The 16,253-nt window shown below is 34.9% G+C and carries 20 protein-coding genes; 17 read left to right on the top strand and 3 right to left on the bottom strand.

The window, feature by feature from the left end; translation table 11 throughout:
* The first annotated feature begins 93 nt into the window (after positions 1-93).
* The 14 genes from WDZ98_RS06270 (at position 94) to WDZ98_RS06205 (ending at position 11,706) form a co-directional block, all read left to right on the top strand.
* On the top strand, positions 94-1,338 hold the full coding sequence (locus tag WDZ98_RS06270) for a serpin family protein (RefSeq protein WP_368058872.1): 1,245 nt from the start codon (positions 94-96) through the stop codon (positions 1,336-1,338).
* Between the two features lie 3 nt (positions 1,339-1,341).
* Positions 1,342-1,824: a hypothetical protein gene (locus WDZ98_RS06265; protein ID WP_368058874.1), complete on the top strand. Its 483-nt coding sequence runs from the start codon at positions 1,342-1,344 to the stop codon at positions 1,822-1,824.
* Positions 1,814-2,119, top strand: a complete 306-nt coding sequence (locus tag WDZ98_RS06260) for a hypothetical protein (RefSeq protein WP_368058876.1) — start codon at positions 1,814-1,816, stop codon at positions 2,117-2,119. The genes WDZ98_RS06265 and WDZ98_RS06260 overlap by 11 nt, the downstream gene beginning before the upstream one ends.
* A 2-nt stretch (positions 2,120-2,121) precedes the next feature.
* On the top strand, positions 2,122-2,769 hold the full coding sequence (locus tag WDZ98_RS06255) for a hypothetical protein (protein ID WP_368058878.1): 648 nt from the start codon (positions 2,122-2,124) through the stop codon (positions 2,767-2,769).
* A gap of 80 nt (positions 2,770-2,849) precedes the next feature.
* Positions 2,850-3,029: a hypothetical protein gene (locus WDZ98_RS06250; protein ID WP_368058880.1), complete on the top strand. Its 180-nt coding sequence runs from the start codon at positions 2,850-2,852 to the stop codon at positions 3,027-3,029.
* 8 nt (positions 3,030-3,037) lie between these two features.
* A complete protein-coding gene (locus WDZ98_RS06245) occupies positions 3,038-3,307 on the top strand; it encodes a hypothetical protein (protein WP_368058882.1) in 270 nt (89 codons plus the stop codon).
* 249 nt (positions 3,308-3,556) lie between these two features.
* Positions 3,557-5,365, top strand: coding sequence for a hypothetical protein (locus tag WDZ98_RS06240; protein ID WP_368058884.1), 1,809 nt, complete (start codon positions 3,557-3,559; stop codon positions 5,363-5,365).
* A gap of 13 nt (positions 5,366-5,378) precedes the next feature.
* On the top strand, positions 5,379-5,963 hold the full coding sequence (locus WDZ98_RS06235) for a hypothetical protein (RefSeq protein WP_368058886.1): 585 nt from the start codon (positions 5,379-5,381) through the stop codon (positions 5,961-5,963).
* A complete protein-coding gene (locus tag WDZ98_RS06230; RefSeq protein ID WP_368058888.1) occupies positions 5,960-7,147 on the top strand; it encodes a hypothetical protein in 1,188 nt (395 codons plus the stop codon). The genes WDZ98_RS06235 and WDZ98_RS06230 overlap by 4 nt, the downstream gene beginning before the upstream one ends.
* Positions 7,144-8,583 (top strand): hypothetical protein, encoded by a 1,440-nt coding sequence (locus WDZ98_RS06225; RefSeq protein WP_368058890.1) that lies wholly within the window; start codon positions 7,144-7,146, stop codon positions 8,581-8,583. The genes WDZ98_RS06230 and WDZ98_RS06225 overlap by 4 nt, the downstream gene beginning before the upstream one ends.
* Position 8,584: 1 nt before the next feature.
* Complete coding sequence (locus tag WDZ98_RS06220; RefSeq protein ID WP_368058892.1) at positions 8,585-9,379, top strand: hypothetical protein; 795 nt, start codon at positions 8,585-8,587, stop codon at positions 9,377-9,379.
* A 618-nt stretch (positions 9,380-9,997) separates the two neighbouring features.
* Entirely contained in the window at positions 9,998-10,228 is a 231-nt protein-coding gene (locus WDZ98_RS06215) for a hypothetical protein (protein ID WP_368058894.1), read from the top strand.
* 97 nt (positions 10,229-10,325) lie between these two features.
* Positions 10,326-11,399, top strand: a complete 1,074-nt coding sequence (locus tag WDZ98_RS06210) for a sodium-dependent bicarbonate transport family permease (protein WP_368058896.1) — start codon at positions 10,326-10,328, stop codon at positions 11,397-11,399.
* A 1-nt stretch (position 11,400) separates the two neighbouring features.
* Positions 11,401-11,706, top strand: a complete 306-nt coding sequence (locus WDZ98_RS06205) for a hypothetical protein (protein WP_368058898.1) — start codon at positions 11,401-11,403, stop codon at positions 11,704-11,706.
* 23 nt (positions 11,707-11,729) lie between these two features.
* Here the strand turns inward: WDZ98_RS06205 and WDZ98_RS06200 are convergent, their stop codons facing one another.
* The gene (locus WDZ98_RS06200; RefSeq protein WP_368060946.1) at positions 11,730-12,809 is read right to left on the bottom strand and encodes a hypothetical protein; all 1,080 of its coding nucleotides are present in this window, start codon (positions 12,807-12,809) and stop codon (positions 11,730-11,732) included.
* 129 nt (positions 12,810-12,938) lie between these two features.
* On the opposite strand from WDZ98_RS06200, the gene WDZ98_RS06195 reads away from it, so the two are divergent.
* From WDZ98_RS06195 to WDZ98_RS06185, 3 genes are all read left to right on the top strand, one after another.
* Positions 12,939-13,238: a hypothetical protein gene (locus WDZ98_RS06195; RefSeq protein ID WP_368058901.1), complete on the top strand. Its 300-nt coding sequence runs from the start codon at positions 12,939-12,941 to the stop codon at positions 13,236-13,238.
* Between the two features lie 140 nt (positions 13,239-13,378).
* Positions 13,379-13,858, top strand: coding sequence for a hypothetical protein (locus WDZ98_RS06190; protein WP_368060944.1), 480 nt, complete (start codon positions 13,379-13,381; stop codon positions 13,856-13,858).
* Positions 13,855-14,421: a hypothetical protein gene (locus tag WDZ98_RS06185; protein ID WP_368058905.1), complete on the top strand. Its 567-nt coding sequence runs from the start codon at positions 13,855-13,857 to the stop codon at positions 14,419-14,421. Before WDZ98_RS06190 ends, WDZ98_RS06185 begins: the two co-directional genes overlap by 4 nt.
* Positions 14,422-14,531: 110 nt before the next feature.
* Here the strand turns inward: WDZ98_RS06185 and WDZ98_RS06180 are convergent, their stop codons facing one another.
* Positions 14,532-14,885 carry a hypothetical protein gene (locus tag WDZ98_RS06180; RefSeq protein WP_368058907.1) on the bottom strand — a complete coding sequence of 118 codons (354 nt, stop codon included), beginning with the start codon at positions 14,883-14,885 and terminating at the stop codon, positions 14,532-14,534.
* 47 nt (positions 14,886-14,932) lie between these two features.
* Entirely contained in the window at positions 14,933-16,129 is a 1,197-nt protein-coding gene (locus WDZ98_RS06175) for a hypothetical protein (protein WP_368058909.1), read from the bottom strand.
* Positions 16,130-16,253: the final 124 nt, after the last annotated feature.

The raw sequence follows: 16,253 nt of genomic DNA, 5'->3' as shown, positions 1-16,253 counted from the left end.
ATTATTCTATAGAGTTCTTTCAACAAGATAAAAAAGAGGGATTAAAATCCCAATTTCATCAATCATTATAAGCAAACCATTTCGCGATAAATTGTGTCAAAAAGAAAAATTTGTGTAATTGCTGCTGCATCAGTACTATCTATAATTATTATTGTACTCATCACCAGTGATACGCCAAATGACTCGATCATCAGAAACAGTTCCATTCTACCAAATGACATTGCAAATGCAAACAACAAATTTGCATTGGACTTTTACTCTTTTGCAAAAGAGGACGGCAAGAATGTCTTCTTTTCGCCAATTAGCATAATGACTGCATTTGCCATTGCATATGAGGGGGCAAATGGAATCACTGCAGACGAGATACAACAAGTTTTCAAATTTACATCAGATGAACAAGAACGAAAAAAAGAATTCCGGTCTTTTCTAAACAATTTTGGAAATTCCGGTATACTGGGTTCTGACTCAGAATACACACTACACATGGCAAACGCATTATGGATTGCAAATCACTTTGAGCCAAAAAAAGAATACATCGATACTGCAAAGACATACTATGACAGCAGAGTAGACAAGGTAGATTTTGTTACAGACAGTGGGGCAAACACGATTAATGACTGGATAAAATCCCAGACACAAAACAAGATAGACGAACTGATAAAGCCTGATGATACCGATGAGATGACGGCACTAATAATCACCAATGCAATTTATTTCAAGGGAGACTGGGTTCGTCAGTTCAACCCTTCGTTTACACAAAAGGCTAATTTTCACATCAATGAAACAGAAACAGTAAGAGTGGAGATGATGGACTTGGACAAACCAATACTAAACTATGCAGAAAATGATCTTCTGCAGATGATACAATTGCCGTACAAGGGAGACCAAGTATCCATGCTCGTGTTGCTTCCAAAGGAGATTGATGGATTGGATGCACTTGAGAAGGAAATGACAGTGGAGAATATTACATTGTGGAGAGACAGCCTTGAGGAGAAAATGTCAGGAGTGTACCTGCCAAAGTTCACCACTGAAACAGAGTATGATTTGAAAAAAATATTGTTTACAATGGGAATACATGTTGCATTTGATAGTAATACTGCTGATTTTAGCGGAATATCTGAGCGTGATCCTATATTCATTGACAGTGCAATACACAAAACATTTGTCAGTGTTGATGAGAAAGGTACAGAGGCTGCAGCAGCTACAGGAATTAATGCAAGACTACAATCCGGGCCTCCAAACACATTCAGGGCAGATCATCCATTTGTATTCATAATACAAGATGATTCAAATGGAAACATTTTGTTTATGGGAAGGGTTGTAAACCCGTTACAGTAGAAAATGAAAACAAAAATCTTGATTATTACGGGGATTGTACTTTTCTTAATTGGGATTTCTGTATTGGCTTATGAAATATTTGGAAATACTGACTTCAGACTCGAATCACAGTTTGAAGAAATCAAATCCAATATAGAAAAAACAGAATATGACATTTGTGATATCCGACTAGAAGAAAATAAAATAATTCTTGATTTGCACAAGTTCTTTGAAGGATCTGATCCTGAAAAACAGATAATCTCACAAATTCCTTCCTCTATAGATTATGAGATTGTATATTATGATGGATATTCGGATTATTTCATTGGTCCTGACACATTGCACACATGTGATAAAATTCAATGTGAGACGCCCCTTATCTTAATAAATGGAGAATGCGCACATGTTATGCATTCATTTGATTCAAGTGTTAATTACACAACAAACGATAAAGCAGATGAAAATAATTTTCCTCACGTAGGTGAATTTGTAGAAAATGAAAACTAGACTTTTGAAAATCGGGGTTGTTTTGTTTGTATCTGGTTTGGTAATATTTGGCACTGCAGTATCAATTGTTGAATTTGAACGTGCAAACATGGAGCCAAATGAAATGAGGTCCATTCCAAATCTTGCATTTTATAATATGAGTGCAGTTCTGGTGGGCATTCCGATATCACTGGTTGGTGTGTTTTTTGTAATTGGACGATTTGTGTCTAGATTTCCCCCACGGTACGTAGTTTGCTTGACTAGTCCTTTTTTTGTAGTGATGTGGATTTTGTTTATTTTTTCAAGAGGTTCTTAAAAATGAAAACTAGAATAATACTACCTGTTATACTGATATGTATAATAGTAATCTCAGGGTTTTTTGTATATGTCAAGTCTACAACAAATACAAATCTGTTCCATCATGATGAAATTAGAACTCCAATACCGGACGATCGCTTCACAATAGATGGAATACAATGGGAATGGAATAATTATGTTTATGACGTAAATGAAGAAATTAATTTTACAGTATCGCGATATGCGAAAACGTGTGGTGATGTGTTTAATACCAAGATAATGAATACTGATGGGTCTAAAACATTCTGGCAAGAATCCCTTTCAAGTAAGTGTGATACTAACTATGAAGATCTAATTGAAGATGATTATTATTTGGTGTTTGTGTATGCAGAATTTCCGTCACATAATAGTATAGATCTGGAAGAGGGCATGTATGTTTTAGAAGTTAAATCCCAAGATAGTCATAGTGAGAGGAGGCTTACCGGACAATTTGTTGTAAAAAACAAGACAACATTATCTCTTTTGCCATGTACCAGTGATAGGACTGCTTGTTTTAATCATGATGCAAATCTATGTGATCCTACAGGATGGGAATGCGGAAGTAACGAAGGAATATTTGAGGAAATTATAGAAAATGAAAACTCGACTATTGAATCATTGTTGGTGTAATAATAATACCATCAATCATTTTTAGATAGTTCAGTGATGCTTAGAGTTGAAGTTATAACGTTGTAATTTATGTGAAAATCATGGCATCTGACAATGAGATTGTAATGAAAATAGATGAAAATTTTCTAATTGAAACAAATAAAAAAGTTCTCTTAAGAGAAAAGGAAAGAACTGGCAAAAAAATCTACATTGAAACTGTTCCTCAAAATCTTGCTCTGGTATTCCCTAAAGTAAGTGAGTATGGTACTTCTGGAATATAGAACAAGATTTGATTCAAAAAACTGCTGCCATAATAGCTGCAATTCCTTGGACTCAGGCGTTCTTTGATGGTAATAGGAGAACCTCGATCGTTGCAGCAGGAACATTTCTACGTGACAATGGTTATGAATTAGATATTAGTCCAGAAGAAGAAAATACAAAATTAAGGGAAATGTTAAGTGAGATCAAGAAACATCGACGTGACCTTGAACCAACTATTATGAAACAGTTGTTTTTATATGTCTCAGAAAGGATGATTAAGTATGAGTCCAGAACATGAGAAAATTACTGATGAACTCATCAAGAAATACTCTAAACTCTTAGATGATCTTGCTACTGACGACTAATTTTGATGCTTATAATTGTAAAATAGGTCAAGATCACAGGAAATCCTCTCCAAAATAGGCACAAATATCTGGTTTTGTACAAACTTTTTTCACAATTATGTGATTTTGCTGAAAAATAAAATGAATCTATGATATGATATGTTCGAAGCACTTTTCAATGATGGAATGAGATTTCATACGGTATGAAGTATTTTGTGGTTTTAGGGATTATTGGAATTTCATTTTTGTCCTTTCATTTGCAGGAAATAGAAGCAAGGACCATCCCTCAACTCAGTATCTGGTTAGATGAGGGCACAATCAAACAAAATTCTTTCATAACTGCAGATGGCGGAGTGCCTGACATAACAATACAGAAAGGGGGTATTGTATCATTTCCACTTACAGTGAGTTCGCATGGTTCAGAAAGTCTCCCTGTTAATTTTTTTCACAGTATAGAATATGCAATTTCTGACACTCGTCAATCTATGCTGCCTGACATGAAAATTGAACTTGATCCGTTTCACATGATTCTAAAACCCGACGAACCACAACTATTGAATGTCACAATAACTGCTCTGAATTACACTCAACTAGGAGAACACAAGATCAAATTAACTGCACAATATCCTCAAGGTGAAACGTTACTCAATACTCGATTTGATGTCTTGGTAATTGATGAAAACCAATATGAAAACTATAGATTCATTGATTTTTCATATGCAAACAAAATTGGTGAGTCAATTCAATTTATTTTAGAAAAGACATCCTATGAGTTTTGTAATTCCTACAATGCAGAAATAACTGATGAGGATGGAAATATTGTATGGAGTGAAGCGTCTTTTGCTTTGTGTGATCCAAATTACAATCACTCTTTAGTTACAGCCCAAGTCAAAATTGGTTACAATGAGGATAACCACATAATCATTAACGAGTCTGGAAATTATTTCATCAAGGTGCAAATTGATGATGGAAGTATTCAAAGAGAGTTTGTAGTTATGCAAAATCATGGAGGCGGAAATCTTGACTCCACAGTTTATCCTGTTCCGTGGAGTATATCTCCTTTAAAACAATTTGAATCTGGAATTCTTATTGATGACATCATGTGCAAAGAATCTTTAATTTTAGTTACAAAATATGACGGCTCACCTACATGTGTGAAACCTGTAACCAAACAACATTTGATAGAACGAGGTTGGGCTGAAACTAAAAGTCTGAATGAAATAGCTGTCAACCCTGATTTGATAAAACAAAACATTGTCCGAATAGAGGACGGATACATATCACTATACCCAGAAAATATGTGTGCCTCACTAACATTAGATCTTCCAACTGAACAAGACATTCAAAGATACAAAAATGATGAGAACGGATTGAATGACACTAACATATTGCAAATTACATCTGATGATCTAAAAGAAATTCCAAACATACAAGAACTAATCTCTGCTGTGCATTCAATTGAATTCCCATACAACAAACATTCATCGGCTTATTTGGATATTGTAACTTTTGTAGAATATGAGTTTTTTTTAATGGACAAGGCAATAAAAAAATATGAGGATTCTAAAGGTGACTATTTTATACAAATAGACAGTGACTATGAGGAAAGATTCGCCGATCCTGCAAAACAGGGATTCACGAATCACTTTATTGCGCCACTAATAGTTTACAATGAGAGAGTATATTCTATAGATGGTGTTCATTTTTGGACATCTGATGAGCATAACCCAAAAAGAATGGGAGTTTATCCACAAGATTCTATCACAGACGATGAAAAATTCATCATATTGAATGAGGAGGACATGAAATCAGTTCCAAAAATAAAAGATGCTATTGAAAATATTGGGACAATAAAAGAATCAATATCTGCACGCAAGGGATTACCAGAAGATCAACAGAACCAGTATCGAGAATGGTTTGAGCAAAAATCACAAGACCGTCTGAATTCAGATAGATTCAGATTAATTCAATATGGTGAACATCTATACTCAATTGGATTTAGCATTTGTTGAGTGGTAATAGAAAATGAAAACTAGATTATTGATAGTTATTGCATGTGTAATGATTATACCCATAACTGAATCCTTTGCAGAAGAAATTGAAATAAAATTTGGTGAAACTGTTCTCTATGAAAATTTGAATCTGTATTTTTATGATATAGAGGATTCAAGATGCCCTTTGGATGTGACATGTATTTGGGAAGGAAAAGTTGTAGCCATGATTCACACTAGCAATCAAACTCATAAAATTGGAGGAGGATTTGAAATTGGTTACCCTCTTACATACATGACACCATATACAATCACTCTAATTGATGTAAAGCCACATCCAATCAGCACTGAAAAGCCAGACTATGTTGCAATTCTTGACATATCAAAAATAGAAAAAAATATTGATGTAAACTATGCTGACTTTCGTGATGCACCTAGTGAAATAATTGAAATTGGTTGCAGTATTGGTTTGAGGGCATCTCCTGATGATTCTTTTGACAATGATGTTTTATTATTTTTTAAATGTAATCCTGCTTTAACATTGATTCTAGTGCTAGTGGTTGGAGCTATGGTTGGAATTGTTTTCATTGTTTGGAGAAAACAGAGAATTAGAAAATGAAAACCAGATTCTTGATAATTGGGATTGTTCTTGCAGTTCTTGGTTCATTAATGCTTGTCTCATTATTACTTCATGACAATCTGAATTTTCTTGAGATGAGTTTGCCACACAACAAGTATGGTCTGATTAATTATGAGAAAATAGGATATCAGACATCCTTTGATGACTTTGCAAGCAAACTGAATGAAAAAGACATATCATATTCCCTTGATGATCTGGTGTTCATTCAAGGAATATCCCGTGCATCTTACCCTCCAACAACTGACTATTGCGGATATGTCATGGCAAAAGACGGCAATGATTACTGGTATTGGAGCAGTGTCCACAAGGACACTCTGAGTCGAAACGAGATTACTGAAGAAAACCCGATGCCTTGCCGGCCAAACATGGGCTCGTGTATATGCTCACTTGAAACAAAGATTGCAGAAAAAAATATCAACACTTTGTCATATTTTGACTCTGAAGAGCAGAAATTTGTCGAAGGCATCGTGCAAAAATACCTAAGCAGCATCAACATGGCTGGAGGCCCAGAAAAGTTTGTGATTGGAAAATACAACCACAAGTTTGAAAGTGATGACATTGCGTTTTGTGGTGCATTTGTAAGCGAGATGATGACAAATCCAGAACCTGACAAAGTATTGCGCGAAAACGTGACCAAGGTAAGATACATGCAGGGAACAATCCGTGATCCATCTCATGTTTTGGGCTTTAGCATTTCTGTTAACAGTGAAAAATTGTGTGCAATCAATCAAGATGCCAATGTCATAACTTTTGAGCGAGTAAACAGGTTGGAGAATTCAGGTTCTAGGGGAAGCAGCCAGTCATGTGGTTTTATCTCCACAGTACCAAAGGAATGGACTGAAATGCAGATAAATCCATCATTTGAGGACTGGGAAAAGACTGGCGCTTTTGCCATCAACAAAAAATTCAATGAAGTGATTCATAGCAGGGACATTGTGATTGAGGAAACATGTATGGATATTAGAACAGGCGGAGTTGAGGAGAGCAACCCACCAAACATTGCCATGTGCACTATTGTTACTGCACTAAACGGTACACAACTCACACTAGAAGGAACTGTAAATCAGTTTGATGTATATTATTTCCACATTGACAACAAAATACCATACCAATGCGATGAAAAATACTCTGGATGCTTGTGCAACTTTGAGGAGTTACAATGAAAACTAGACTTTGGATAATTTCTGTAATTGCTGTTACATCACTGCTTGTATTTTTTTCAATTGACTATATGAACATGGACAGGCTTTGTTCCGAAAAGGGGGGAGTAAGAAATGACGATGTATGTCTGATTGAAATAATTCCTGTCAAAGAAACTGCATATGAAATTCTTGGAATAGATAATTCACTTCGCCCATCGACTCCTTTGGAAATTTCTATCAAAATAAACAATGATAGCAAATGTGCTAATTCCAGTGAAAGCATTGATGCTAGAATCCTTGATGTACACACTGGTTCTTCCATATGGGAAGCAAGTTCTGAGATCCAATGCCTTGCTGTAGAATCTGGCGGATATTATTATTTGATTTCAACTGAACAAGTTCCAATTGTTATTGATGATGTTGGACGGTATCTATTTCGAATAACTATAGGATCTCATTACCTAGAAAAGACATTCACGGTACGTGAAAATTCTAACAGTGGTTCCCTTGATAGAACCGTTTATCCTGTCCCTTTTAATTCCGAATCTGATGTTGATTTGTCCCAAATAAAATCAATAAAACCAAACACTATGGAATTTTTCTACTATCCAAACCCAGAAGATACTGAAAATAGGGATGTCTTTCAGAAATTCATTTTGATTCGTCTTCCAGAAGCATTGGGCGGTACAGTAGATGACGTCTCTGCATTCAGAGCGTATAGTGTATTATCAGTAGGTGTTCATTGCCAGATAAAATACTGGCCAGATGACAGTCGTCAAAGAATGGAGGATCCTTGCTGGGGAAGTATGTATAGACTGATTGATGGCGCAATGATGTATCCATACCCTGTGATGAATGATTCTCCTTTGGGTTTGCCATATCTTGATTTGTCCATTGATGAGAACGGCTCTCTGTATGTAGAGCCACCTGTCTGGACCATGCAGGAAAATGGCGTCATTGGAGTTGGACGTATCATGTCTATGCAAGAAATTCGTCAGGGCTCTCAAATGCTAATTGACTCGTACAAGAAAACAAACCCTCATCATCCAATGATTCCTGTGGACTTTGCAGGGCTTGTCTTGGCAGAAATCTATCCTGATCATAACAAGGTGAATGCAAGATATACTGACTTTGGAGCACCGTCCCACCAAAATATCTCCTTTGAGGTAAGAAACGTATCTGCACAAGATCAGAAGTCTTTTTTGGATGTTACAAAACCAAATTCAGAGTTTTGGCAGATTGATGACACAATAATTAGAATTGGAGGCAGTGCAATGGATAAAAACAACAGTCTACCAGAAAGATTTCGTGATTATAACGTTGAATTTATTCTCGATGGATTTACGTTTGTCATTACAGGACCAGATCTGAATTCCATAAAAACATCCATAGTTTCAAACTATTTCCCAGAGAGTAGCTATGATGACTTGTTTTTGGTTTCAAGTACGGTGAAGTAAAATGAAAACTAGAAACCTAATCATTACTGGAGTTTTGATAATTGGAATAATTTCAGTTGGCCTGCTTTCTTATTTTTTGCTTTTAGATAACACATATGAAAATGCATCTACAGGTTCTGTTTTTCCACCACCACCATTAGACCATGTGCTTATCGCATCTTTGGAAAATGACTTTGATTATGATTCACTTTCATTTAAAGAAAAATCAAGAAATTCAAAATTCGCAAAAACACTTTTGGTAAGCGAAAATGATCTAAAACAATTTCCGAGTTTGCTGTCTGCAATAAATGATGTTGGAAGGTATGATTCATTTCCAAACAAAGGATATTCTAATATTTCAGAAGAAGAACGAAGATTGTTTAAAGAGTTCAGAATAAAAACATCTGAAGAGCAAACGGGTATTGCAAATTCTTCATACTATTCTTTAGAATTTCAGGGCAATGTGTATCATATTGATTATAATTTTCGACACCCTCCTGCAGATGACCTGTTTTTGTATGTGTATGTGATGGATCCAAAAGATCCTACTGATTTGTTTGTAAAAATTGAAGAAAAAGATTTTGCTAACATTCCAATTATCGGAGAAGTCTTGATAAAAAAGCAATTTTTGTCTGATGATCATGTTCCGGAGGAAGTTTCAGTTAAAGATCAAATTCTCTATCAAGACTATCTTGATTCAAAATTTGAGGAAAAGTATGGAGTTGGAACTGCGCCGTTTGGAATAAACCATATTTTATTTGCAGATGAAAATTCAAACGAATTCAGGCTAGTTGTACAATTTGAAAGAATTTACTAGTGAAAAATAGATGCAAAACATCATTTCATGTATTTTTAATAAAATATTTGAAGTCTAAAGTGATTAAATCATAAACTTGAAACAAACAGAGTTTTTATTTATAAACAAAAATGGGGAGTGTTGAACTGATCTGACAAAACCCGATGGGAGCACGTTTTGTTATTTCAACACTCCGGTTTTTTACGCATGATAAAACAACACAGAACGATTTAGTTCTCTGAGAATATTGAACTGTTGTTAATAATTTTAAGAAAATTAGTTCTATCGACTGGAATCTATGATGGACTCAACTACATGCCCACATATCTAATTCATTGTGAGATTGGATCATTTTTTCTCATATCTGATAAAATTTCAGACATATTTTCTGTAATTACCAACTATTAATCTCCAATCAACCCAGCAAACCCAAATTATAAATCTAAAACATTAAATCAACATAAAAAAATAAATCATGATTTAAATAAATTTTCCATGTAAGAGCATTTACACTTAAATCTAAGTAAAAATACGCATTGATGTGTTAACAAACCATTCTCCTTAAACAACACATTCTAAATTTTACGAGTAATGTAATTTTTTGATCAATTTAAACCAATAATCTGATTTTGATATAAAATGAACGCAAAAAAGAAAAAACATACGGTGAGGATCATACCTCCACATAGTGAGCACTATATCTACATCAACGACAATTCATCTGAATTTCACGCAAATACAAAACAAGATGCTCCAAAAAAGAAAGAAGTCGACAGAAAATCGATCAAAGACTTGAAAAAAATGAATCGTTACAAATCAAATTCTAAAAATACACAATCACGTCAAAACCATTCACCCGTCTATGAGTAATGATATGTTCAGATTAAATAATTCCAAAAACCTTCTTGTGACAAATAGTTTTAACACCCCTAGAATCAGATGGTGTTGTTACCCTTGAGATGATATAATGGATATTTTAGAACTAGTTCAAGCAAACATACTTACACCTGTGGTGCTGTTCTTTCTTTTTGGAATTGTTGCAGCAAGAATAAAGTCTGATTTGAAAATCCCTGATGCAATTTCGGAGTTTCTGCCGATCTATCTTCTGGCTGCAATTGGGTTGCATGGAGGATTGGAAATGAGAAAGACAGGATTTGAAAGCATGCTTGTACCACTAGTAGTTGCAGTTGGCTTATCCATACTTATGACGCTTTACCACTATCAAATCTTACGAAGACTCGGAAAATTCAACCTGTTTGACTCGTATGCATTGGCATCAACATATGGTGCAGTTGGGGCCGTAACTTTTTCTGTAGGGCTATCATTTCTCAAAAATCAAGGAATTACATCTGAGGGATATATTACTGCAATACTTGCAGTGCTTGAGCCAATCGCGTTTATCCTTGCGATATTTTTGACAAACATGGCAGTATCAAAGCAAACACAGGCTAAAAAACAGACATTTGTAAAAAGCAACAATGCGGATGATCTTGTCATAGACACAGAACAAAAGACAAAATTACTTCAGGTGCTGCGAGAGTCAATCACAGGAAAGGCAATTGTCATATTGCTTGGAAGTATAGTCATAGGATATGCAATAGGCACTGATGGATTTGCACCGATAAAAATTGTATTTGAGGATCTCTTCATCGGAGCAATAGTGATTTTCTTAATTGAGATGGGAATAATTGCAGGCCACAGGCTAGATGACATAAAAAAAGGCGGAGTATTTCTCATAGGGTTTGCACTGGCAATTCCTACAATAAATGGAATCATCGGAGTTTTGATTGCCACATATCTTGGATTAAGCATAGGTGGTGCGGTGATGTATGGACTGTTGTTTGCAAGTGCATCTTTTATTGCAGCACCAGCAGTTCTAAGACATACAATTCCGCAGGCAAAACCAAGTCTATACATTACATCTGCATTAGGAATAACATTTCCTTACATCATAATGGTGCTGCTTCCAGTAATGTTGATATTGGCAACTACCTTTCATAACATTGAATTAATGAATCTAAATTATCTTGGTGATACTTGAAATGAAACTATATGATGCAAAATTACTGACGATCATTTGTGAGATTCTTGCACAAAAAAATGTTATTGACATTCTTCACAAGCATGACGTTTCAGGATATACGTTTTATGAGGTAAAAGGAGACGGTACAAAAGGTATTAGAGGACAAGGACTACAAAACGAAAAAAACATCAAAATTGAAATAATATTACAAGAAGCAAAAATGCTTGACATACTTGAAGAGATTGCAAGAACACTATTTTCTAATTATGCTATAGTGACACATGTTAGCGATATTGGTATTGTTCGTATTGAGAAATTTTCCTAAGATTCCCTTTTTCTAGATGTACATCACTGTTTTAATTGTGAAGTGCCTCTGTTTGTCTGATATCCTCCGGCAGAACTCGATATTGGTACTGATTCCAAATGTATAGGATCAATTCCTGTCTGCACTGAACTAGTTCTTTTTATTTTTCTGTCACTAATCACAAAAAATACAGCAGCTGCACCAACTCCAATTCCCGCCATACCGTACATCGTAATTACCTGCATGTCACTTTCCTTCACTATTATTGGTGCACTATCCTGAATTGTAAATATCTCTACTTTTCCAATCTGAGACTCGTTGACATATCCTTCAATGATAATTGTTGCATCATCTTGAGACTCCATTAAACGAATAGAATATTTCTCTCCATCAATACTGAATTCTTGATATACCCGCTTGTCTTCACACAATCCAAGATAAACGGTGCATATTCCCATGGAATAATTTGTGATTACATTACCTGAAAAGCCGAAATTCACAGTCTCACTCATCTTTGCAGTAGGATCAAACATAGACTCCCATTTTGATAGAGGAAATTCAGATATTCCATTTGCATCAATAAGAGGAGTTTCAAGTATTGCTAATGCATCACTACCAGACAAGTAATCTAGTACGTTCATACTAGAAACTGCAAGAGCGCTGCTTGGAGAGTTGATATCATATTCTCCATAAATTGTATTTACAGGAATCTTTTCTTTAATGGCAAATCCTCTCCATTGTGAATCCAAAGTGTCAGAATCTCCCACATAGTGGTTCTGAATTGTGGGGTTTAGAGTTATTTTGTATTCTATTCCAATTGATTTTTCCTGCACAGAGACAATTGCAGAGTAGGTTCCGGAAATGTCAGTTATCTTTGCAAATGATTTTTCTTTCAGATCTGAGTTTATTTGCGAAATTAAAGAAGGTGCATTTGTTTTATCAATATCAAAAGAAATTTTTACGTTATTTCCCATCAATCTATACAATTCTGAATCACCATCATGATTAATTGTAACTACTCGCATAAACTGAAATGAGGGAACAAATTCCTGCGAATCTTTGGCAATTGTAGCATCTAATTGTGCTGCATATACTGTATGTATGGATGAAGTAGATATTAGCAATATTAAAAATATGATATGTGTTTTGTTCATAAATCATTATACTTGCAATCACATAAAACAACAACAAGAAATTATTTTTATTGAGAAAATGATTTGCACTTTTTATTATATCAGTGCAATTAGAATCTCATGCAAAAACAATCTGTTTTGTTTGTAGGAATATCGTTTGTGTTGATGGTTGTTATGTTACAGCCAGCTTTTGCACAGTATGATATTGCTGAAAAGGGACTGTATCAAGGGATGGAGGACTCTAAAACCAAAGTAGCAATTGCAACACAAAAAGACGCCACAGGCTCAGGTACTCCCATATTTGCAGCAGATGGAATAGTTGGAGCATCCATCTTGTCTGCAGGAATATTTGGAGGAATTGCCACAATGTTCTTCCTTCGTGGCAGAAAAGGCAAATATGCTGCAGTCGGAAGGGGATAATCCCCTTTTTTGCGCATAAATTTTTGCTACTATATAAGGAATAATTTTTTTTTAAAAAATGACAAAAAGTAGAATATCTTAAGTAAGATTTTGACCTATATTATGGTACAATGCCAAACTCGTTTTCCCAGCTTTTATGCATGGATACAATTCGAAATGCAAACAACTACCTGGAACCAGGTCAAAGAACAATGCTTGCATGTGAAAACAAACTTCCAAGACATGCAGTAAAATCAGCGCTAACGATAAGCAAGGATCATGACTATACTTTGTGGATTGAGCTTTATGAGCACAGCCTAGCAGAAAAGATCATAGATATTTACAGTGATCCAGTAAAGCGTAAAATTCTATTGCATATTGACAAACCAATTGCAAAAGATGAGTTGTTGCTAAAGTGTGGAGTGTCATTGTCTTCGGCATACCGCAAGTTCAATGAACTGTTAGAAGACGGATTCATCTTGCCAGTGGGATATACAAAATCAGAAAAACGTGTAAGAGTGTTTGACAAAATAATTTCAAAGGCAGAATTTAGCATGTCAACTAAAGTCAGTCAGATAAGACTTCAGGTGAACTTGTCACGTTTACCAAAACCAAAATTAGGAGAGATAGTTTATCCATGACTGCAATGGAAACTCTCCTTGCCACACCTTTTGAGAAAACCTTTAGAAATTTTGTAGACGATGATGACATTACTAAAATAAAATATGATCTGTTTGAGCAATATCAAATAACACTTTCATCATCACTGAAAGAATTTAAAAAATTTGAGTGTGTCACAAAAAAAATTCTAGGAGACAACGGGGTATCCACAATCAAAAAAACATTAGACAAAATTTGCCATTTAGAATCCCAACCAAAACATAAAATAGAAATAAAAGATGAGACACTCAAAAATACAATTTTAGATGCATATGATGATCCTCTCAAAAAACACATCTTGGATGTTGCATTTGATTACCCCCTTACACTGTGGGAGATTGCAGCAAGGGTAAAAATCGGCAGTCTTTCATTGTCTGAAAATATTTCATACCTGATATATCATGGATTGTTGACTACACGAGACTTGGATGCTGAATACAATAAGAAATACTATTCTACAATAGATGACATATCTGTCAAGATTGATGAAAATGAGTTTTGTATGTATGCCACCATAAATGACATTTCTAATGAGACCCCATAATTTAGATTTTATTTTCTCCTCCTTGCAATAATGACTCATGTCACAGTTATTGTTTCTACAATTGCAATCAATGGAAAATAATATGTCCTTCAAGCAGTGTAATTTCAGATTCATTTTGGCACTCCCATCTTTTCATTGATCTTCTTTGCCAAATCTTCACTGTCTTGCAATTCCAAGATTATTTTAGAGTAAAAATTAGCCTTTAGTACAAAAACAAGAAAGTTGTTTTTTCTTCGTTTGATATAACAGAATTGTTTTTGCGTACCACTAAGAAATGTACCAAGCTCAATTAGTTTAGGAAAGTTTGTTCCTGCTAGTTTGAATCCTGCAACACCATGAGGAGATTCGGAAAATGCTGACACTATACTCTCGTATGGAATGAAAAAAGATGTTTTTGCAGAACCAATCATTTCCAAAGCATTAAGATTGATCCTCAGATGATCATCATGTAGGGTTATTTTCATTTTTCCACCGTACTTGAAATTAAAATAATATTCCCTGATAAAGTATGCTAAGATATCACAAATGCATTTGTATCAGAATTCCATACAAACTCTATTCCAAAGTCATGTTCATAGTTTTGCACAAAGCTTTCAATATCAGAACTCTGCTGGGCCTCAAACAATTCCAAGATTTGAGATTTTTCAGTTTCAATGTTTTCTTTTAAAACTACATAGTTTTCTCGAACAAAAATTATTTCTTCACTTGCCATATCATTTGAGATGTCACCACTATTGAGTCTCTCAAGTACTGCTTTTTCTTGTTTTATTTTTTCGTTTTGAATATCAACAAATAACGAATCATATTTCAACACAGTCTCAGAGATTTTTTTCTCATAATACTCCTGTATGGAATAAACTTTGGAGTTTAGAGTATTGACTTTTTCTGCAATTCGGTCATGCTCTAGCTTTTCAATGTCAACTGCCTGTACTTGTGAGGAACCCTCATCAACTATACGACCCATATTATGGCGTATCCACATTTCAGCAGTGTATTCGGTAGTGCAAACATAATCATCAGAAGTGGTTCTGTAAACTAGTACATACCCATCACGACATTCAGTGTTTGGATTATTCTTTCCAAGTTCTTCCCATGAGATTTTGTCAAATGGGTTTGCTTTGAGATATTCTGGATTTGTCCTATAGTCTTGATAGTATTTTCGTAATGATTCACCTGAAAGAGACTCAAACTGGCCATCCGACTCGAAGAGAGTTTGTTGGTTATAGTATGCGTTACCACTAAGAACATTATACAATGCGTTGGCAGATATCATCTCAGCACGGGTTATCTTTGCGGCATTGACAAAAGCATTTCTTGCCTCTTCAGATCCGCTACCATTTTCAACTGCCAAGGCCAGAGCAGCACGGCCTGCATTAATTTTGGATGCGGTAAATTTCAAGGGATGATCATAAATTGTATCAGTTGAATTTGCAGGATGATTTACAAGTGCACGCTCTAACATTTTATCAAATGTGTAATAGCTCCACACCTCATCCCATTTTTCCAAGTCATCTTGTAGATATTGTAAGACTTCTGCTCTTTTCTCTTCTAGATCTCGTTGTTTTTCTGATGCTTCAAAATTTCTTTCTTGTATTTGTTTAATCCATCTTTTACTTTTCTCAATTTTGTCTAAAATATCCTGAGCTGTAGGATTATTTGCAAGATCCCCTGAAAGAGTTATCTGATTATTTGTCTGGGCATATGCCATGGGGATAAAAATAATAGAAAATGCAATGGTTAAAATTGTAAACCATATACCCACCATGGAAAAATAATTGGTTTTTTGTATTTAGTGAACACTGATGATTCATCAGTAAAAATCAGGATTTTTA

Origin of the sequence: Candidatus Nitrosopumilus sp., assembly GCF_040878665.1 — an archaeon.
Lineage (GTDB): Archaea > Thermoproteota > Nitrososphaeria > Nitrososphaerales > Nitrosopumilaceae > Nitrosopumilus.
The sequence above is the reverse complement of the archived record's forward strand: the minus strand, read 5'-3'. Positions and strand labels throughout refer to the sequence as shown.